Raw genomic sequence first — 17,033 nt, forward strand, 5'->3', positions numbered from 1 at the left:
AAATAGACATTAATGAACAGAAAATTTTAATTGCCACTGATGAAAAGTGGACATCCATGAAGCTGATAATCAAAGGTGAACATTTATTCATAATTTTAGAGGAAGCCAAGAAAAGCAGGATTGAGATATGCGGCTTCTTACTCGGGAGACAGGAGGGGCATGATATCATAGTTGAGGAAGTTATTTTCACAAAAAACAAGCTGAATTCTCCGACTGCTTTCGAGATAGATCCCCTTGAGATTGTTAAGGTTCTCGATTATGCAGATGGAAAGGGGTTAGAGGTAGTTGGAATTTTCCACTCTCATCTGGGCAAACCAATTCCTTCAGAGAGGGACATTAGAGGAATGAAGCTTTGGAGAAATGTTTGGTTTATTGTTGACAATAAAGGAAATTATGGGGGTTTTATTTTGAAAAATGGAAGAGCTGAGGAGGTAGAGGTTGAGGTCATTCAATCCTAATCTCAATCTTTCCTTCTTTGTATCCTTTCATCGAGGAAAGCAAGCCTCTTATCGTCTTTTCCACCATCTCCTGCACCCAGTCCTTCATTGGAAGGACTTTTCCGTCAATCTTTACTATCACTTTTGGCTTTGAGCTTATGACCTTACAGTCTTTAAGTGTTTTCTCTCCCTTAACGATGAACTTGGCCATTTCATAGCATGTGAATCCACACATATGGCAGTCAATGTTCGGGAGCATGAAGGCTTTTTTCTCGATTAGGTCAGCAAGCTTCTCTGGCTCCTCAAGGGCGTTTATTATTGGCAAGCCATCTATTTCTCCGCTCTTTTCATTTGCTATGACACCGCTCACTGCTATAGCAAGCCCATCGTTTAGCTCTCTGACTTCTTCTTCGCTCTTAGCGCAGATGATTTTGGGAACATGTTTTATTGATTTAAAGCCCTCAAGCAACAAAAAGTCAACCTCGGGCATGAGTGAGAGAAAAGCATTTATGCCCTTGGATTTGAACAGAAAAGCATCAGTATCTTGGGCTTTAACGAGGACATAGTCTGCTATCTGCCTAAATCTCTGAGTATCAGTCCCTTCTCTGTCAAACTCAGTATGCATGCTCTTCGCTATTCCAATTTTGTAACCTCTCTCCTTCAAGATTTTGGCAACATTCTCAAGTGCTGTAGTTTTTCCACTCTTCTTATAGCCAACAAAAGCGACAGCCTTCATTTCAATCACCCATGAGCATTATCCAGCTTACATCATCAATTTTGACTAAAAGCTCTTTTCCCTTGTTTCCAACCACATCTGTCACGTTCTCCAGCAGAATTGACTCCTCATCAAAATCCTTGAGGATTCCGATAAATGAGTGCTCGCTGTTAACCGCTAAGGCAATTTTCTTGCCCCTCCACTTCTTGAGAGTTTCATCAAGCAGAGGCTCGCTCATGTTACTCACCTAATCATGCAAAAGTCTATAAGTCTTTATTATCCTTTCCGTTTTGGTGGTTGTATGAGATTCACAACTAAGAATGAAGCTCTTAAAGCAACATTCATTAGCGAATTAAGGGCTAATGGAATAAAGTTTGAAGTTAAAGAAAGGCTCGGTTATGAGACATTTATCGGCTACATGATTGATGGGACACTTGAGGAGATTAGAGCACAGATTGAGACATTGAGCGGTGAAGAAAAGGAGGTCATTTTAAGAGGATTCCAGTCGTTTAAAGAGCAGCTCAATCATGCTCTTGAACACTTGAAGGAAGGCGACACCTTCGAACATCTGCTGAGTGAAGGCTACTGGATGGGGGATATAATAGACCAGCTCATGAGGAATTCCGCTTTGGACATCAAGGAAAACAAGGTAAAGCTGAAAGACGGCGTTGACGTTACAAAGCTAAAATTTCAATTCCGCTTTCCCTATGACTTGGCGAAGCAACTTGATGTTGTGGAAAAGATTGCAAAGCAGTTTGCTTTCATCGATTTAGTCTCGGAGTGGGAGATTGAGATAAAGGAACTTGAAATCGAAAAAATAAACAGAGCGATGCAGATTGCCTCCAAGTATTTCCCTGAAAATGATGTTATGAATGTTTACTTCGCTTTAATAGGGAAAGCCATATTGGCTAATGAAATTCTGAAAGCTCTTGGAAATGAAAAGATACCTTTAAATGCTCTTATTGAGGGCTTTTTGAAAGCATTTCCTCTTGAAATCTCAACAGAAAAGGGAATAATGGTAATAAATGCAACGGAGAAGTCTATTTACGGCATTCTGAGGGAACTTGAGAAGAGTGGATATATTGATATAAAAGGGAACAAGGTCAAGAAGCTTAGGGATTTGTAAAAAAGCTTTTATCCTTTTATTCCTAATTTTTATGGTGTTGACTGTGCAACATATAAGAGTAATTGCTGGAATCTTTCTATTACTTTTTATGATCCCTTTTGTATCGGCTGACGGAGCGTGGTTTGTGAAAAGGATTCAAGGTGAGATTGAATATTGGAAGCTTCTGGAGGAGAGCGAGCAACTTGGGGCAATCTTCTACTCCAATGGCGTCGAGGAGCTTTATCTTGCTGTCAAGCTTTCTGACTACAATGGAACTCTTTTCTGGATATTTCCAGTCCCAGCTCAGCCTGATAAAGTGAATATAAGCATTTCTTATGATTTTCCTCAGTTCGGAGGAATGCTGTATGATGAATATCTTAGATCAAGGCTCAGTGAAGAATTTAGCAATGTCATGCTCACCCAGATTTATCCTCTCTTTGGAATCCTTGGTGGAATAGCCTCGAGGAGTACAATGAGCGTTCAGATTTATCAAGTTGTTGAGAAGCACGGTGTCCACATAGAAGTTCTTTCCGCTAGAGACTCTGAGTCGTTGCTGAGCTATCTCAAAAGTTTGAACTTCGCGTTTCCCGAAAGCTCAAAGGAAGCTTTCGACTATTACATCGGCAGGGATTACTCCTTCGTGCTTTATTACATCTCAAACATTACCCCTGCAAGAACTGAATACGGTACGCTATTCTCTGTAAAAACAACTTTTCCAGCAGAGAATCTCTACTTCCCTCTGAAACTGACGAGCGTTTATGGTGAGCAGAGCATTCCTATAACAGTTTATGTCTCTGGATTTGTAACTCCTAAAGTTTACAGCGGTTTAAATGCAAGCATAAATTATTTCGTTGAGGACTCTGGAAGGGAATACACGAGAGTTGAGATAAATACCAAAGCCGAAAACCTTAAAGATGACCTCTGGATTCTGCCGGAAGAGCCGGAATTTATAAAGCGCGCGAAAACTATAGGTAGACTGATAAAGCCTTTGGGTATGTTGATTTTTCTTCTTCTACCCTTGCTTTCAAGCTTAATAGCCGGTAGACTTCTCTTTGGAAACTGGAAAAAGGAATATCTTTTGCTTGGAGCTTTCAACTATCTCACACTCATGGGCTTCCTTATAGGGAGCTACATCATTCTGAAAAAGAGTGAAAAGCTCGATAAATATCTGCTCGCTCCGCTGTTTCTATTTGGTTTATTTGTCTCTTGGTTTGGATTTATGCATTTTCTCTCGTTCGTGCTATTCTTTCCTCTCCTGATAACATTCGCCATAATCCTTCACAATGATGTAGAGATTGGAGCTTTTGGAATAGTATTTTCGGCATTATTCTTATCTTTCCTCACGTTTATAGAACTAATATTGGAGGCGATGATGACACTTTGACCATCTGATACGTGATGACTACGGGAGTGGCTGAGCTATCTTTCGATATAACACTCGGACATTGCATAGTCAATTTGATGACACACTATACGCTCTATCTTTGCTCTTCCATTTTTCTTCAACCACTCCAAAAGCTTCTGGGCAAATTCAAACTTTTTTCTCTTGGACTCCCAAATAGGCGTATGTTCCTTTAAATACGGCTTGCTCCACTTTCCAACAATATCTCCAAAGTCAAACCCAACTAAAGTTATCTCTTTTGCTCCAAGCTCTTCCGCTAGAAAAACAGCCCTATCCCCATCAGTAAATCCACCGAAGTTGTAAACTATGTCTAAAGGCTCCGTCTGGCAGGTTCCAAGAACTTTTTCAAGCTGTGGGACGTATTTTCTTAGCTTCTCGATGTTATCTCCATGAGCATGGACTACAACATAAGCTCCAAGTTTATCTGCTTTCTTGATGTCTTCAAAATTTCCATCGAGGTCTGTAACAATGATGTCTGGGATTAATCCAAACTCCAAAAGCGCAGAGGTTGCCCCATCAGCTGTGATTATTACTCCATTATTGAAAGAAATGTACTTGAGGGCAAGCTCCAAACTTGGTCCAGCTCCAAAAATATACACCTTTTTGTCTTCAATTATCTCTCTCAAATAATCGAGTTTTATGTAGTTTTTATTCTTAAGAAGCAAATCTCGGAGTATATTGGCGGATTCTTTATCTTTTGTCATATCGTATCCCATTACTTGAACTATTTCGGTATAGAATGGCAACCATTCTTCGAATTTCATTCCGATCCCCTTAATTTTCTATCTATTTTCACCATTTCCTTCCACTGTCTCCCGGGCCAGTAAATCTGGCCACATTCTGTGCAGATATAGAATTCGTCGTATTTCTCGTAAACTCCTGGAGGGACCCTATCTTTTATCTTCTCTTTGGGTATTTCATTTATCAGCCCATTGCACTTTGGGCATCTTGCATTCTCTGGAAATAGTTCATTGAATGTGAATCCAAGCTCCATGAGCTGTTTTATCTGCTCTTCAAATTTGTTTGATTTTATCAAAATAACATTCTTTGCTCTCTTTGCTAGCTCTTCATCTCGTGTGAGAATTATCCTATCTTCCTTTTGGGCAATTTCAATAATCCTATCGTCGTCTTTAACCCCATACACTGTGTCATAGCCGTAAAGCCTCAACCATCTTGCTAAACGGCCAAGCATCATATCAGCTATGAGCTTTGGCTTCATTTTTATCGAAAGGTACTAATCATCTGGGAATAAAGTTCTTTTGGTCAAATTCAGCAAAATTTATAAACAAGTATTTCATGGCCATGAAATAGGTGGTTGTATGATAATTTATTTCATAGGAACTGGAGGGTCTGAGGGGATTCCAGCCCATCTCTGCACTTGTAAAACATGTGAAGAGGCGCGTAGATTAGGTTTTGCCCAAAGAAAACCCTCGACATTGGCGGTAATAACCAAAAACAACGAAGCAATTTTGATTGATGTTGGAACGGATATAAGAGACCTCCTCCACGTTCCTCTTAAGGCTATTCTTCTTACACACTGGCATCACGACCACATTTATGGCTTGTACAAGCTCAGATGGACGGCCCAAAAAACAGAGCTTTATGCTCCAAAAGGTCATGCAGATGCATTAATTCTAAATGACCCAAAGAATCTAAAGCCAAAGATAATAAAAGCTGGCGATGTTTTGAAGATTGACTCCTTAAGAATTACTACTCTTAAATTGAATCACGAAGTTGAAACGGTAGGCTTTTTAATTGAGGAAGATGGGAGAAGATTTGCCCTCCTTTATGACACAAAAGGCATCCCCCCAGAAACTTTAGACATCTTAAAGAAAAAACCTCCAAAAGTCGCTGTAGTTGATGCCACTTATGCTCCCGGTGTGGATGATCCTTATCACAACAACGTTGATGAAGGGGCTAAGATTGGGCTTGAAGTTGCTGAGAAGGTTTATCTCTCTCACATATCCCATAAAAACATGCCTTTCCTCCAGCTCTTGGCATATGTTAGAAAAAGGTATGGGGATAGGGTCAGAGTTGCCTATGATGGCTTGATAGTTCATATTTAGCTGAGTGCTATGAATGCTTGATATTTGAATACCTCCTTTGTAATTTTGTTCAATTTTCGAAGATGACTCAAGGGGTTGCATTTATTTTTACAAAAAGTTTTTTTATTTTAAAATTGCTCAATTCTATCAAGAAGCGAGAGGTGATGTGTATGAGGGTGAGAACACTTTATGACGAGTTGGATGAAGTTATGGGGGGAGGACTATCACAAGGGTCGACAATGGCGATATTATACGACACTTATTCGTTTGCTCAGTATTTTGCGTTACATATTCTTGCAAAGAGAATTAAAAGTGGCGATCTTGGTGTATTGTCTAACTATAGTTATCCTCTTGGTAGATTGATCAGAGGGGCACAATTTGCAGGTTTAGACATTGTTTATGAAGGGAAGAAGGGTAATGTCGTGATTATTGACTACTTCTCTTCAAGATATGGCGTTCTTCCTAGGTATCCGTTTGTGTATACTTTGCCAGGTCATGTGGGAGAAGAAACTATTAATCCTAAGACATTCCTTATTTATCAGGAGAAGGTCTTGCCGAATCTTGGAGATAGAGTGTTATTCAGGGTTATTTACACTTTGGATGGGTTAGCATTTTTCTTTGGGGAGAATACGGCACTAAAGTTGCTGTACTCTGATTTGGCGAAATTTATGGAAATGTTTCCAAAATCAGTGACCCTACTTCTGGTTAATAAAGATGCAGTATCCAAGCATTTCGTTGCCAGAGTTGTTGATATCAGTGATTATGTGATTGACTTCAGGAGTCAGGTAACTAAGAAGGGAATAATTGAAGATGTAGTGATAACTAAAGCCCTGACTCCAGAGTTCAGCCCGGAGATATTTGAGTTTCTTGTTGGAGAGACGAAGGAAGAAGCAGGGGACAAATTCTCATTTAAAAAAGTGAGCGAATAACTGTTTTAATAAATCATTCAGCCGAAAACTAGCAAAAACATAATAAAGACGCACAAACAAGCTGTAACTTTAGTAGAAGTTGCTAAAATCATGTTTCCCATTTTGACCTTTCATACTATCCTTGTAGCCTTTTATGTTCCCGTAAATACTTTTCAAATCTCCTAAGAATATCCATCTGACTCCATGTTTCAACTGCTGAAGGCTTAAGTGAACGAACCTTCACGAGAGCATCCCTTAAGTTTAAGCCTTTGGAGTACATGAGGTAAGCCACAGCGATGGTTCCGCTCCTTCCACTTCCCCCAAAGCAGTGAATAAGAACTTTCTTACTTTCCTTAACTTTTTCGTCAATCCATTTGACGATTTCAATTAGTTGTTCCAACGTAGGAGCTGAAAAGTCCTCAATTGGGCTGTAAAGGACTTCCACACCGTGCTTTTTCCAATCTTCCAAGTTGTATGAAAGCTCATATTCATAGGTCAGCACTACAACGGCTTGAAACTCTTTCACAAGCTCTGGAATGTCCTCAGGATATGGCATTGGGGAGAATGCAACTTTGTCAGTTATGAACTTTGGAATCACCATTGTTACTCCCCTTTTTATTATACTAGACACTGTTATAAACTCTTCCCATGATTAAAAAGTAGGTGGGATCCGTGAAGAGGGAAGAATTTGGAACAGGTCTCATACTCTTAATTTTTGCAGCTTTATTCTGGTTTTTCCGCCCCTGGTTTCATGGGATTGTTATGAGTCTTTACAAAAACCCCTCGTTGATTTACATGGTTGTTGCATTTTTCATGCTTTTGGTATATGGTATCAAAGCGAAGGTAGTGCACACTAGAAGGAACTTCTTGATAACTAGAATCCTCGTTGTGCTAGTTATACTGTTCTTTGGATTCTCAATTTTAGCAAATGCTTTCTCGAACACTGCCTTGTATAAGGAATACCATCCAATGCAGGTCTCAAACGAGCTTGAGCTTTCCAGTAGCAAAATAAGGATCCTTCCAAAGTTTACTGCCTACAGATACGCTGTTGATACTATCGAGTATGCACGATATACTCTTGGAGCTTCCCACTTAACAATAAGAGACGGTACACCGGTTTGGGGCTTTTTCATAATTCCAGATGGTGCATGGAACGCTATAAGACTCAAAGACAAAGGAGTCCTCTTTGTTGATATGAATACAACTCAAGCAAGGATACAGAGAATTGAACAGGAACTTCAAGTGGGTCCAGGAATGCAGATTTTCGATAATCTTGAGTGGGTTCTCTACAAAAAGCACTACCTAATTGATCTTGACGTTCCTAGGGCACTATACTACAATGACAAGCTCTACATAGTTGTTCCCTACATCTCCTACAAATTCCGCGTTTTTTACACGGTGCCTAAGTGGGGTGGAGTTTTGGTAGTAGATGAAGAGGGCAATGTTGAGGATTTGAGCCCAGAGGAAGCTCTGAAGGATGAGAGACTGAGGAACTTCCCAATCTTCCCGGAAAGTCTCACGAGGAAGATCGTAAACGCTCAGAATTACTGGAAGGAGAGCGCTTTTGCAAACATAAAGAATCTCTGGCTTCATCACGAGAACCAGATAGAGCTTATAGACGTCAGCAACCAGGGAAATAGACAGCCCTTCTTGGTGATAGCGAACGATGGGAAGGAATATTGGATGGTAGCAGTTGAGCCGTACGGAAAGGCCCACGGACTGGCGGCGATTTACCTGATTGATGCACAGAACGGGGAAATGAGTCAGGTCAAGTTTGAGACACCCCTAACAGGACCAGTTAAGGCAATTGACTACATCAAGAAAGCCCTACCAACTTTTGACTGGAGCCAGTTCATGGCAGTTGAACCGATTCCTGTCTTTCTGAATGGTGAGCTGTGGTGGAGAGTAGCTATAATCCCGAAGAGCGGTTCCGGAGTCGCGAAGATAGCCTTCGTAAATGCCGAGACGAAAGAGGTCAAAATCTTTGAGAGTGAGGAAGACGTGAGGGCTTTCCTTCTCTATGGGCAGGTCGGGGCAAAAGTTCAGGAAATCAGCGGCGTTGTTAGGGGAATCTACTCATACATTAAGGACGGCAACACTCACTGGATTATCTTGATTGGCAATCAGACTATCTACCTAAGTGCAAACGAGCTAAGCGATGAGTTAATTTACAAAGTTCTGATTCTGAAAAAGGGAGAAAAAGTCAGGATAAAGCTAAGCGAAGGAAGGATCGTTGAAATTGAGGTTAAGGAGAGGTAAGTCCGGTTTATCTTTTTAAATTTATACTCTCATTCTTCCAAAAATACACTAGTAGAATTACGACAATCGAAATTGCAAATGCAATCATTGTAGGGATTCTCACGCTTGTCGGGGCATAAACTGCAAAGGTAAACATCTCCAGAAAGTAAATTAGAGGACCGAGTTTTAGAAGTTTGTCTTCAATCTGAATGTTTGAAAAACGCTCATACAGATAGAAAAATGCTAACGATACCAAAAACCAGCCTAAATAGTTCGTCCAAGGGATGCCGAACCAGTTCAAGCTTGTCGTTGTTTTCCAGACCCAGGCTTTCCATGATGTCATTATTGGGTCAACTGAGAGGTCTATAACTACCATCAGCAAAGCAGCAAAAAGAATTCTTTTAATAGAATTCCTAAAGAAACAGCTCGCTGTTAGATACGCAACAGCTCCAAAAATTCCCCATGCAAATGGAACAGACAGCCCAACACCAAAAATCTGAGGTTTTAAATTTACATACTCATAGCATCCAAATGGGAGACACGAATGTGTGCCGAGGAGCTCAGCTGAAAACCCAACTATGAATGCCCAGAGGAGAAGCTTTGGCAGGGCCTTCCATGCTCTCCGTGAAAGAATGATGAATGCCAAGAAGTATAAAAGCAGATAAATCGGCGACTTCTTCAAGATATTTGCAAGCACGATAAGTGTAAGGGCAGTTTTGATGTCATTTTTCATATCTAGAACATTCCGCACTTGATGATATAATCTTATTGTTCAAATTTGTGAACCAATTTTCTTTCTTTTTCTGATTTTTCTCGACAAATCTGTTATTCCCAATAAGGCAAGTTCAATCAAGATACCGATGTAATTTTTACATTAAGTTGTGAGTACACAAGAGCACCGTTATCGTTTTATTTTTACCTCCTATAACAGTCTACGGTGGTGGAATGAAAGTTCTAGAACTGGCAAAGAGAAGGAAAACCGTTAGAAAGTTCCTCTCAGAAAAGCCTCCTCTTAGCAATGTCATGAGGGCGATAGAGGCTGCAAAAGAAGCTCCCTCTGGCATGAATGCTCAACCATGGCACTTTATTGTCATTGATGATGATTGGCTTAAGGGGAGAATAAGGGAACTTTGCGAGATTGAGGAAAGAAAGTTCTATGAAAAGGTCAGCGGAAAACTTGGGGAGTGGCTTAAGGAGAAGGGATTTTCGCCAGAAAAGCCGTTTCTGAGTGAAGCACCTTATCTAGTGCTCGTCTTCGGTTATACCAAAGCTCCATATTGGCTACAATCAACATGGATCGCTGTGGGTTACTTCCTACTCGCCCTAGAGGAGCTCGGTTTGGGAACTGTAACTTACACACCACCAAATCCGAGGGCTATAGAAAAACTCCTCAACGCTCCTAAAGACTACAAACTCCAGGTCATCCTCCCAGTTGGCTATCCTGCAGATCCCAAGCCAAAGTACGAGAGAAAGAAGCTGGAAGAAGTTGTCAGCTTCAATGGATTTTAGAGGGGAATATGGAACAGATACAGATGAAGCTGACTCCTGATTTTGAGATGGAAGATTCTTGCTTTAGCTTATTTAGCATGGAAAGCCTTTGGAATGGTTAGTTTTGCTGCTCTGCCTTTGCTAATTGAAAGATACTTTAAAGATATGAAAGCTTCAGCTTTTGGAACAATTAGCGCAGTATCAACACTAATTTCAATTCCGGCACCATCTTTTGGTGGGTTTTTACTGAGCTTTGGAACTAAGGTGCCTTTTGTGTTTAAAGTGCTTACAAACTCATTCTGTTTTAGTTTGTCAAAACTTCTTCCAAAATAAGCATCATAAAAGAATCAAAGTAGGGGTCAAACTAAAGCTTGATTTTAAATCCTTCTAACTCAGCGTTAATGGCTTTTACGACCTTAACATAAACATATGGCTCAATATCTTCTTCTTTCCTCGCTCGCACTACTTTTATTACAGTAGTTGCCAGCTCTTCCAGGAGAGGTATTAGATAGCAGGAGCTGTTTTCTAAGACATCCACATTTACAAAGTAAAACGCAGTTCTTCTTTGAGTTCCTGTGTATCTAATGAGCAAGTCAATAACCATAAGGCCCTCAAACTTTGATTCAGCAAGCAGCAACAGCTTAGAGAGTCCCAATACGATAACAATGCTGTTCTCATATTTAATTTCTGAGAGATGTGAGTCATAAATCCGCTCGAAGTCTTTGAGAAGTTTTGGGAAATCAGTGGCAGGTAGTCTGGCGAGTATATTTCCCACGTTCAATCTCCCACCTACCTTAATAACCTTAGCATTATCAACAATACTCGTGTCGAGTCCTGCAAGGGCTATCTGGGTCTTATACAGATAAAGTGTATCAAGAACATCAATAATAACAATGTGATAATCCTTTTCTTTAGCCCAGCTAATTAAATAGTAAAATCCTTTGTAAGGAAGCACTAATGAGTCATATTCTGCCAGAACACTCTCCCCTGAAACAATAGATTCCCAGAGTCTAGCAAGTTCTTTAATTTCATTCTCCATGGATATCACCATTATACTTTGTGCTGTCTTCGGGCTTATTACTTTTTTTTTAAGATGTAGATAGAAATGTTTGGGTCTCTTTCATATAGCAGATTTTAAACGATAAATAGCGAAAATCTGCCTTTATCAATCTAGTTCATAAATCCCCTTATGCAGACCTCTAAGCTTGTAGTAAACACTAAGCAATAAGTATCTGGGTGATAGTATAGGAGAAGGATAGGAATAACTTTTCTGTCAATAGCTAAAATCACAAAGCCCATCTCTTCTAACTAGTCCAAAAGAGTTTTAAAACTTTTTCATGTAGTAATTTTGGGTGAAGTTATGTTTAAGAACCTTGGAGAGACTTTTGAGCCAACTTATAAGGAAAAGCTCTGGATGTACGACCCAAGAACTGAAGTTGGTAAGAAAAGAATGAAAAAGCAGAAAGAACTGCTTGAGAGATTTCTCCCCATAAAACGCGGTAAGGCTTTAGACATAGGTTGCGGCATGGGAATCTCGACCTTTGCTCTCGAAGACTTAGGGTTTGAAGTTATTGGAATCGATGTCCAAGAAGAGCTCGTGGAAGAGGCAAAGAAAATCGCAGAAGAGCTTGGATATAAAGCGGAGTTTAGGATTATGGATGCAAGAAAGCTCGATTTTCCAGATGAGAGCTTTGATTTAGTCGCGCTTTTAGGTAATCCTCTTCCCCATTTAAGCATCTATGACTTTGATAAAATTGTTCAAGAAGCTTTCAGAGTGCTTAAGCCTAATGGAATTCTCTTTCTCGAGTATGCAGACTGGGTTAGGCTTCTGCATGATGGCTATAAGCATGTGCTCGTTGAAGATCCATTTATTTCATTCCACGTTTCTCTTAATACAGTAAAAGGCCAAGTAGAGCGGCTTTTCATTAACCTTGAGAAGGGCTACTTCTTCAGAGTAAAAATTAACGTCTGGGCACCGTGGATTGTAGAATTCATTCTTAGAAAAGCTGGGTTTAACGTGGAGACGCACTATTTGGGAACCTTTAATGTTGTAACTGTGGGGGTTAAACCATGAGGATCTACACTGTTGGAAAAGAAACAGTTCCAGTAGCTGGAGTATCTATGGAAGACGGTATTTTAATCATTGGGAGCGTGAGGAATGAGAACTACAAGATTATGCTTCTCAAGCTGAACAAGGAAGGGGAACTCGAGTGGTTCAAGCTCTTTGGAGGCAAAAATGACTGGGAGGGGCATTCAATAGCCAAAATAAATAGTGATTATCTTATAGGTGGAGCAGTTGAAGGAATAGCCACTCCAGAGGGTGGGAAGAGCTGGAAAGCCTATCTTGCAAAGGTGGACGGAAATGGAAACAAAATCTGGGAGAGAAAATACAGAATCCTTGGCAATGAGTGTGTATATTCAACAGTTCCCCTTGATGACGGCATTCTTTTGGGTGGTGAGGTCTCAGATGGTAGCAGAAGGGGTTTCTTCGTCATGAAGACAGACCTTAAGGGCAACCCACTCTGGAAGAGAACGCTCGAATTATGGGAGAATGTACTATTTGGAGACATCATTGAAGGCAAAGGCAGCTCCACTCTGATAGGAAGCGTGAAAGATGCCGGCTGGAGTGTAATAGCTTTTGAGCTCGATGAGGAAGGAAACACAATCGGAGAGAAAATCCTCGGAGATGGAATGGCACTCGATGTCACAGATTTGAACGGCAAAATCCTCATTACGGGCGACAAGAATGGGGAGTTTTGGGTTTCCCTAATTGGAGAGTGGGAAACAACGCTCGGAGAGGGTACTGGAACGGCCATTCAAATCCTTAACGATGGAATACTTGTTGCTGGAGAACTCGACGGGAGTGCCATTGTTGCCAAGCTGGGCTTTGACGGAAAGTTAATCTGGAAAAAGAAGCTTTGGGAAGATGGCTGGGTGGAGGTGCTCGGAAAGAACATCACGCTTGGAGTTAGAGAGAAAGGAGATAGGATGGAAATGGCCGTCCAGCCGCTCTCCTATTAACTTAGGGCATAACGTCAGCACATCGAAGGTCAGCATTATTTCGATGCCTGCAACGACTCCTTTTATACCCCTATTCATGGCATCACCGGCATAACTAAGGAGCGTAAATATTTAAAAATCTCCTGTATTATTATGCGAATACCATATATGGGAGGAACAAAGATGCTGCCACAAGCTCTGATGCTCTTTGTGATCTCATGGTTTATTTTCGTTCATTGGGGGCTTGAGCTGGGCGTTGGGGCAGTAATTATGATACTTACAGGCTCGTGGAGATCTCAGACTATTGGAATATACCTTGTCAAGGTGTGGATAATAAACTTTCTCAGGCTCGTCGTCCTATACCTTCTCTTGAATCATATAGGGGTGGAGTTAAGAAAACTCACGAACGGACGGCTCGGAATGAGGGAGACGCTTATTGTGGTAGCTATAATCGTGCCCTTCATAGCGGTTGAGGTGGCTTACTATGGGTTCAAGGCATACACACCGCAGATGCTCAGGGAGTTCGACTACTACCTAAGGCTCTCTGGAAGCGAGAGGACGGCGCTCGTGGCAACGCTTTCGGCTTACACTTATTACATCATCGAAATCCTCTCAGTCAACGCCCTCTACGTGGGAACATCAAAGTTCATCGGCAGTAAGCGTGCCATGTGTTTCCCTGCAATTCTCTGGGGATTCTCCCATGTCCTGAATGTTCTCGTGGGCTTCACGCCGCTTCAGGCTCTTGGGCTTGCTCTCTATATGGGCAGTATTGCCTTGGCAATGTACTATGTGGCATACCACACTGGAAGCCTGAAAGTCCCGATAATCGCCTGGATGCTCCTAATGGTCGCTTAGGGTGGCATAAATGTGGCCATCATCCTAAGAGACGAGAAAGTTCTCTCGGAGTACTCCTTAGAAAAGATTTTGAGAAAAGCTGGAAGTTGTCTCAGAAGAGGAGGGTTAAGAAATGAAGAGGATATGGATTGCTGTGCTCATACTTTGGCTGTTTGCTCCTTTATTTTGGGAGTATATTCCTGAAAATGTCAAAATACCAATGGCTTTAGCTTATCCTTATCTAATCATCTTCGGAGGAGTCTTAGCTGGGTGGATTGCTAGGAGACGAGTAAAAAGGAGGAATGAATAGTCATCGAAACGCTAACTTACAATATGGACGTTCCTTCTAAGCTGGGGGCGCTTTTTAGAACGGGATTACCTCAAAGACTATTTGAAAAACAAAGTCGTGGCTTTGACGGAAGAGGGCTTTCATTGAGGGCGCCGAGAATGATAGTGGTTGCACGAAAGGTTTAACTATCCGAACTTGCAGTCTTCTTATCCAAAAACTTCTTCAGCATCTGAGCTTTCTCAATCCTGCCAAGCTTGAGATAGGCTTGATACTCATATTCTAAATCCAAAACGGGGATTTTCATACCTTCGATTTGCACAAAGCGTTTGTATTTGTTTATGTCCACATGAGGTTCCCATTCATCATTGACTTTCTTTTGGATATCCCCCATTATCTCGACTTTGATTCCATCAATCATCAGTGCTCCAAAGTACGAGCGGATTCTCTCACTCTCTCTGAACTTTACGGGTCTCACTACAAACTCAGAAAAGAGGTGCTCGATTTCATAAGCTCCTTCTTTGTCCGTCTGGATATCAATATCATGGGGCTCAACGGGAACACCTTGAAGTGCGAAGCCAAGACTCCCAGTAACAACCCAATTCACATCGCTGTCCTTTAACCGCTCATACAGCTTACGGAGAACTTTAAGGTGGGTTTGAGGAATCATCTTGGCACCTCAAAGCTTTATATCCTCGAAATTCATAAAAAATGTTTGGGGATATGAATGGAACCTCTTATCAGGGAAGCTAAACCCGAAGATAAGCCTTTTATTGAGGAGATAGCCCGCTTAACATGGGAAGGTGAGGATTACCTCGCTCGAGTTTTTGAAAGCTGGCTAAAAGACGGAAACTTTTATGTCCTTGAGCTGGAAGGAAAAGTTATCGGAACGGCAAAGCTTACAATCTTACCTGACAAAGTCGGTTGGCTTGAAGGGCTTAGGATTCATCTTAACTATCAAAAGCGTGGCTTTGGAAGAGCTTTGCACAACTTTATGCTACAAAAAGGGAAGGAGCTTGCGGAGATGGGTGTAATAGATGCACTGGAGTTCTCAACTTATTTCCTCAACAAAGAGAGCATTGCTATGGCAAAAAAGGATGGGTTTAAACTTGTGAAACGCTTTTATTATATTCAAAAGCCTCTTGGCGAAAAAATCAAGCCAAAGAGGACGAAAATTGGGTCTTTAGATGAGCTCGACTATAAAGATTACATCCCCTATGGCTGGAAGTTTCTGCATAAATGCAAAGAAAGTCTTGAGTGGCTGAACAAAAAGGCAGAAATTAGAGAATACAGTGGACTTAAGTTCTTTTATGCTCCAATGCATGAGAATGAGCCCACATTTACACCTTTTAGGCTTTCTGCTGAGAGCATAGAGGCCCTTTTGCCTGCGATGAGTTTTGAAGCAGGCAAAATTGGCTATGATAGCATTGATATAATGCTTCCTGAGGAGAGAAGAGACTTGATTGAACCCCTAAAAAAGCTTGGCTTTAAGAACTGGACTGACTTTAAGGAGCCTGACGTTTTAGTGTTTAGGATGAAGCTTTAATTTCATCAGCAGATACAATGACATCCCTAAAAGGAAAGCCACCATGCAAAATCCGTAAACTTCGAAAGCAGAAAATACACCATAAAACGGATTCCAGCTCAGAGGAAAAAAGGGCTTTATGTCCATGTAGAGGAAAGAATCAAGAACTATATGAAGCCAAACTCCACTCAATGCTGTGATCCTAAGCTTTTTGATATTTGTCTCTTTTCCAAAATGTTTGTAAAACTTTGCCATAATCTCTGCCAAAGCTAAGGCAACCAAAGAGCCTCCGATAAGGGTATGGAAGAAGCCGTGGATCGGATAGCCGTAGCGCAAATCCAAATCAAAGCTCAGAACCAACAAGGGCTCAAAGTCTGCAATTACATTGGCAATTATGAAGGTCAGGAAATCCAAATATCCAAAGAGTGTTGCAAACAGCAAAGCTGGCCCGAAGTGGAAAGGTGTGAATGGCATGTTCAAAGTTTTCCAGAAAGCTTATAACTTTTATCTGGGGTAATTTCAGGAGTAAAGAAAATTTACTGGTGGCTTCAATGAAATCTAAGCTCTACACACTCTTACTGCTCACCACAATACTCAGAATCATTGGTGATGCAATTGAAAGCATAGCCCTGCCTTGGCATCTCCTTGACCAAACAAGCTCCCTCCTAAGTGTTGCTGGTTATTCATTCGCTTCAATGCTCCCTTGGGTTATATTTCCACCACTAATGGGTCGCTTTCTTGATAGGACAAAATACAAGATTAAACTTGCATTTATTGCTCTTTTCCTTCAGGCTTTTTTAGCTTTAGCGTTAATCCGCTTCTCTTCGAATGTATGGGTGTTCTACTTCCTCATAGCAGGGATTTCAGCTTTAGATATACTCCATCGCTACTTCGGGGTTCCCCCTACGGGGAAGTTAGTGTAGTTTCATAGAATTTCATCCCAATTCTTTGTTTTTCTATTGCAATAATCCCGTAGGGATTGGTCTTCATTGGCCATTCATTGGGCGTTAAAGCCCTCGAAACCTCCAACCCTTTCGGGGTAACCCCTGA

At 41.1% G+C, this 17,033-nt stretch carries 24 protein-coding genes; 14 read left to right on the forward strand and 10 right to left on the reverse strand.

Annotated elements, in window-relative coordinates:
• Positions 1–56 precede the first annotated feature (56 nt).
• Positions 57–458, forward strand: a complete 402-nt coding sequence (locus tag E3E24_RS09115) for a M67 family metallopeptidase (RefSeq protein WP_167915915.1) — start codon at positions 57–59, stop codon at positions 456–458.
• On the opposite strand, the gene mobB is transcribed toward E3E24_RS09115, so the two are convergent.
• Together mobB and E3E24_RS09125 are read right to left on the reverse strand one after the other, a co-directional pair.
• Positions 445–1,173: a molybdopterin-guanine dinucleotide biosynthesis protein B gene (gene mobB, locus E3E24_RS09120; protein ID WP_167886661.1), complete on the reverse strand. Its 729-nt coding sequence runs from the start codon at positions 1,171–1,173 to the stop codon at positions 445–447. The two genes, E3E24_RS09115 and mobB, sit on opposite strands and share 14 nt — an antisense overlap.
• Before the next feature lies 1 nt (position 1,174).
• Complete coding sequence (locus E3E24_RS09125; RefSeq protein WP_167886662.1) at positions 1,175–1,390, reverse strand: LSm family protein; 216 nt, start codon at positions 1,388–1,390, stop codon at positions 1,175–1,177.
• A 63-nt stretch (positions 1,391–1,453) separates the two neighbouring features.
• On the opposite strand from E3E24_RS09125, the gene E3E24_RS09130 reads away from it, so the two are divergent.
• Positions 1,454–2,278 (forward strand): hypothetical protein, encoded by an 825-nt coding sequence (locus E3E24_RS09130; RefSeq protein ID WP_167915916.1) that lies wholly within the window; start codon positions 1,454–1,456, stop codon positions 2,276–2,278.
• A 43-nt stretch (positions 2,279–2,321) separates the two neighbouring features.
• The gene (locus E3E24_RS09135; protein ID WP_346766026.1) at positions 2,322–3,641 is read left to right on the forward strand and encodes a DUF2330 domain-containing protein; all 1,320 of its coding nucleotides are present in this window, start codon (positions 2,322–2,324) and stop codon (positions 3,639–3,641) included.
• A 35-nt stretch (positions 3,642–3,676) separates the two neighbouring features.
• Here E3E24_RS09135 and E3E24_RS09140 read toward each other — a convergent pair whose 3' ends face one another.
• Together E3E24_RS09140 and E3E24_RS09145 are read right to left on the reverse strand one after the other, a co-directional pair.
• Positions 3,677–4,423, reverse strand: coding sequence for a 6-hydroxymethylpterin diphosphokinase MptE-like protein (locus tag E3E24_RS09140; protein WP_167886665.1), 747 nt, complete (start codon positions 4,421–4,423; stop codon positions 3,677–3,679).
• Positions 4,420–4,878 (reverse strand): Mut7-C RNAse domain-containing protein, encoded by a 459-nt coding sequence (locus E3E24_RS09145; protein ID WP_167886666.1) that lies wholly within the window; start codon positions 4,876–4,878, stop codon positions 4,420–4,422. The genes E3E24_RS09140 and E3E24_RS09145 overlap by 4 nt, the downstream gene beginning before the upstream one ends.
• A 100-nt stretch (positions 4,879–4,978) precedes the next feature.
• On the opposite strand from E3E24_RS09145, the gene E3E24_RS09150 reads away from it, so the two are divergent.
• Both E3E24_RS09150 and E3E24_RS09155 read left to right on the forward strand, forming a co-directional pair.
• Entirely contained in the window at positions 4,979–5,725 is a 747-nt protein-coding gene (locus tag E3E24_RS09150; RefSeq protein ID WP_167915917.1) for an MBL fold metallo-hydrolase, read from the forward strand.
• Positions 5,726–5,874: 149 nt separating this feature from the next.
• Entirely contained in the window at positions 5,875–6,633 is a 759-nt protein-coding gene (locus E3E24_RS09155; protein WP_167886668.1) for a hypothetical protein, read from the forward strand.
• 115 nt (positions 6,634–6,748) lie between these two features.
• Here the strand turns inward: E3E24_RS09155 and E3E24_RS09160 are convergent, their stop codons facing one another.
• On the reverse strand, positions 6,749–7,213 hold the full coding sequence (locus E3E24_RS09160; RefSeq protein ID WP_167886669.1) for a dual specificity protein phosphatase family protein: 465 nt from the start codon (positions 7,211–7,213) through the stop codon (positions 6,749–6,751).
• A 71-nt stretch (positions 7,214–7,284) separates the two neighbouring features.
• On the opposite strand from E3E24_RS09160, the gene E3E24_RS09165 reads away from it, so the two are divergent.
• A complete protein-coding gene (locus E3E24_RS09165) occupies positions 7,285–8,871 on the forward strand; it encodes a hypothetical protein (protein WP_167915918.1) in 1,587 nt (528 codons plus the stop codon).
• 7 nt (positions 8,872–8,878) lie between these two features.
• Here the strand turns inward: E3E24_RS09165 and E3E24_RS09170 are convergent, their stop codons facing one another.
• The gene (locus E3E24_RS09170) at positions 8,879–9,583 is read right to left on the reverse strand and encodes a carotenoid biosynthesis protein (RefSeq protein WP_167915919.1); all 705 of its coding nucleotides are present in this window, start codon (positions 9,581–9,583) and stop codon (positions 8,879–8,881) included.
• Between the two features lie 212 nt (positions 9,584–9,795).
• Here E3E24_RS09170 and E3E24_RS09175 point away from each other — a divergent pair, with 212 nt between their 5' ends.
• Positions 9,796–10,359: a nitroreductase family protein gene (locus E3E24_RS09175; protein ID WP_167915920.1), complete on the forward strand. Its 564-nt coding sequence runs from the start codon at positions 9,796–9,798 to the stop codon at positions 10,357–10,359.
• Positions 10,360–10,401: 42 nt separating this feature from the next.
• Positions 10,402–10,671, forward strand: a complete 270-nt coding sequence (locus E3E24_RS09180; RefSeq protein WP_167915921.1) for a hypothetical protein — start codon at positions 10,402–10,404, stop codon at positions 10,669–10,671.
• Positions 10,672–10,702: 31 nt separating this feature from the next.
• On the opposite strand, the gene E3E24_RS09185 is transcribed toward E3E24_RS09180, so the two are convergent.
• Together E3E24_RS09185 and E3E24_RS12985 are read right to left on the reverse strand one after the other, a co-directional pair.
• Positions 10,703–11,377 carry a DUF257 family protein gene (locus E3E24_RS09185; RefSeq protein WP_167886674.1) on the reverse strand — a complete coding sequence of 225 codons (675 nt, stop codon included), beginning with the start codon at positions 11,375–11,377 and terminating at the stop codon, positions 10,703–10,705.
• A 131-nt stretch (positions 11,378–11,508) separates the two neighbouring features.
• Complete coding sequence (locus tag E3E24_RS12985) at positions 11,509–11,637, reverse strand: hypothetical protein (protein ID WP_255454069.1); 129 nt, start codon at positions 11,635–11,637, stop codon at positions 11,509–11,511.
• Positions 11,638–11,698: 61 nt separating this feature from the next.
• Between E3E24_RS12985 and E3E24_RS09190 the strand changes: the two genes are divergently transcribed.
• The 4 genes from E3E24_RS09190 to E3E24_RS09205 all read left to right on the forward strand — a co-directional run bounded on the left by E3E24_RS09190 (position 11,699) and on the right by E3E24_RS09205 (position 14,482).
• The gene (locus E3E24_RS09190) at positions 11,699–12,412 is read left to right on the forward strand and encodes a class I SAM-dependent methyltransferase (protein ID WP_167915922.1); all 714 of its coding nucleotides are present in this window, start codon (positions 11,699–11,701) and stop codon (positions 12,410–12,412) included.
• Positions 12,409–13,359: a hypothetical protein gene (locus E3E24_RS09195; protein ID WP_167915923.1), complete on the forward strand. Its 951-nt coding sequence runs from the start codon at positions 12,409–12,411 to the stop codon at positions 13,357–13,359. Before E3E24_RS09190 ends, E3E24_RS09195 begins: the two co-directional genes overlap by 4 nt.
• A 132-nt stretch (positions 13,360–13,491) precedes the next feature.
• Positions 13,492–14,193: a hypothetical protein gene (locus tag E3E24_RS09200; protein WP_167915924.1), complete on the forward strand. Its 702-nt coding sequence runs from the start codon at positions 13,492–13,494 to the stop codon at positions 14,191–14,193.
• 112 nt (positions 14,194–14,305) lie between these two features.
• The gene (locus tag E3E24_RS09205; RefSeq protein WP_167915925.1) at positions 14,306–14,482 is read left to right on the forward strand and encodes a hypothetical protein; all 177 of its coding nucleotides are present in this window, start codon (positions 14,306–14,308) and stop codon (positions 14,480–14,482) included.
• A 160-nt stretch (positions 14,483–14,642) separates the two neighbouring features.
• On the opposite strand, the gene E3E24_RS09210 is transcribed toward E3E24_RS09205, so the two are convergent.
• The gene (locus tag E3E24_RS09210) at positions 14,643–15,128 is read right to left on the reverse strand and encodes a hypothetical protein (RefSeq protein WP_167915926.1); all 486 of its coding nucleotides are present in this window, start codon (positions 15,126–15,128) and stop codon (positions 14,643–14,645) included.
• A 57-nt stretch (positions 15,129–15,185) separates the two neighbouring features.
• Here E3E24_RS09210 and E3E24_RS09215 point away from each other — a divergent pair, with 57 nt between their 5' ends.
• Positions 15,186–16,004 (forward strand): GNAT family N-acetyltransferase, encoded by an 819-nt coding sequence (locus E3E24_RS09215; RefSeq protein WP_167886678.1) that lies wholly within the window; start codon positions 15,186–15,188, stop codon positions 16,002–16,004.
• On the opposite strand, the gene E3E24_RS09220 is transcribed toward E3E24_RS09215, so the two are convergent.
• Positions 15,981–16,457 (reverse strand): hypothetical protein, encoded by a 477-nt coding sequence (locus tag E3E24_RS09220; protein WP_206205002.1) that lies wholly within the window; start codon positions 16,455–16,457, stop codon positions 15,981–15,983. The genes E3E24_RS09215 and E3E24_RS09220 overlap by 24 nt on opposite strands.
• Positions 16,458–16,534: 77 nt before the next feature.
• On the opposite strand from E3E24_RS09220, the gene E3E24_RS09225 reads away from it, so the two are divergent.
• Positions 16,535–16,906 carry a hypothetical protein gene (locus E3E24_RS09225; protein ID WP_240912192.1) on the forward strand — a complete coding sequence of 124 codons (372 nt, stop codon included), beginning with the start codon at positions 16,535–16,537 and terminating at the stop codon, positions 16,904–16,906.
• Positions 16,907–17,033: the final 127 nt, after the last annotated feature.

It is taken from the genome of Thermococcus sp. LS2 (genome assembly GCF_012027375.1).
Classification (GTDB): domain Archaea; phylum Methanobacteriota_B; class Thermococci; order Thermococcales; family Thermococcaceae; genus Thermococcus_B.

Excerpts from the sequence above, each read along its gene's own strand:
- E3E24_RS09195 (WP_167915923.1), top strand. The coding sequence starts at position 12,409 with ATGAGGATCTACACTGTTGGAAAAGAAACAGTTCCAGTAGCTGGAGTA.
- E3E24_RS09155 (WP_167886668.1), top strand. The coding sequence starts at position 5,875 with ATGAGGGTGAGAACACTTTATGACGAGTTGGATGAAGTTATGGGGGGA.
- E3E24_RS09125 (WP_167886662.1), bottom strand. The coding sequence starts at position 1,390 with ATGAGCGAGCCTCTGCTTGATGAAACTCTCAAGAAGTGGAGGGGCAAG.
- E3E24_RS09220 (WP_206205002.1), bottom strand. The coding sequence starts at position 16,457 with ATGCCATTCACACCTTTCCACTTCGGGCCAGCTTTGCTGTTTGCAACA.
- E3E24_RS09205 (WP_167915925.1), top strand. The coding sequence starts at position 14,306 with ATGAAGAGGATATGGATTGCTGTGCTCATACTTTGGCTGTTTGCTCCT.
- E3E24_RS09225 (WP_240912192.1), top strand. The coding sequence starts at position 16,535 with ATGAAATCTAAGCTCTACACACTCTTACTGCTCACCACAATACTCAGA.
- E3E24_RS09150 (WP_167915917.1), top strand. The coding sequence starts at position 4,979 with ATGATAATTTATTTCATAGGAACTGGAGGGTCTGAGGGGATTCCAGCC.
- E3E24_RS09130 (WP_167915916.1), top strand. The coding sequence starts at position 1,454 with ATGAGATTCACAACTAAGAATGAAGCTCTTAAAGCAACATTCATTAGC.
- E3E24_RS12985 (WP_255454069.1), bottom strand. The coding sequence starts at position 11,637 with ATGGGCTTTGTGATTTTAGCTATTGACAGAAAAGTTATTCCTATCCTT.
- E3E24_RS09215 (WP_167886678.1), top strand. The coding sequence starts at position 15,186 with ATGGAACCTCTTATCAGGGAAGCTAAACCCGAAGATAAGCCTTTTATT.
- E3E24_RS09175 (WP_167915920.1), top strand. The coding sequence starts at position 9,796 with ATGAAAGTTCTAGAACTGGCAAAGAGAAGGAAAACCGTTAGAAAGTTC.
- E3E24_RS09170 (WP_167915919.1), bottom strand. The coding sequence starts at position 9,583 with ATGAAAAATGACATCAAAACTGCCCTTACACTTATCGTGCTTGCAAAT.
- mobB (WP_167886661.1), bottom strand. The coding sequence starts at position 1,173 with ATGAAGGCTGTCGCTTTTGTTGGCTATAAGAAGAGTGGAAAAACTACA.
- E3E24_RS09190 (WP_167915922.1), top strand. The coding sequence starts at position 11,699 with ATGTTTAAGAACCTTGGAGAGACTTTTGAGCCAACTTATAAGGAAAAG.
- E3E24_RS09200 (WP_167915924.1), top strand. The coding sequence starts at position 13,492 with ATGCGAATACCATATATGGGAGGAACAAAGATGCTGCCACAAGCTCTG.
- E3E24_RS09160 (WP_167886669.1), bottom strand. The coding sequence starts at position 7,213 with ATGGTGATTCCAAAGTTCATAACTGACAAAGTTGCATTCTCCCCAATG.
- E3E24_RS09115 (WP_167915915.1), top strand. The coding sequence starts at position 57 with ATGAAGCTGATAATCAAAGGTGAACATTTATTCATAATTTTAGAGGAA.
- E3E24_RS09145 (WP_167886666.1), bottom strand. The coding sequence starts at position 4,878 with ATGAAGCCAAAGCTCATAGCTGATATGATGCTTGGCCGTTTAGCAAGA.
- E3E24_RS09140 (WP_167886665.1), bottom strand. The coding sequence starts at position 4,423 with ATGAAATTCGAAGAATGGTTGCCATTCTATACCGAAATAGTTCAAGTA.
- E3E24_RS09210 (WP_167915926.1), bottom strand. The coding sequence starts at position 15,128 with ATGATTCCTCAAACCCACCTTAAAGTTCTCCGTAAGCTGTATGAGCGG.
- E3E24_RS09185 (WP_167886674.1), bottom strand. The coding sequence starts at position 11,377 with ATGGAGAATGAAATTAAAGAACTTGCTAGACTCTGGGAATCTATTGTT.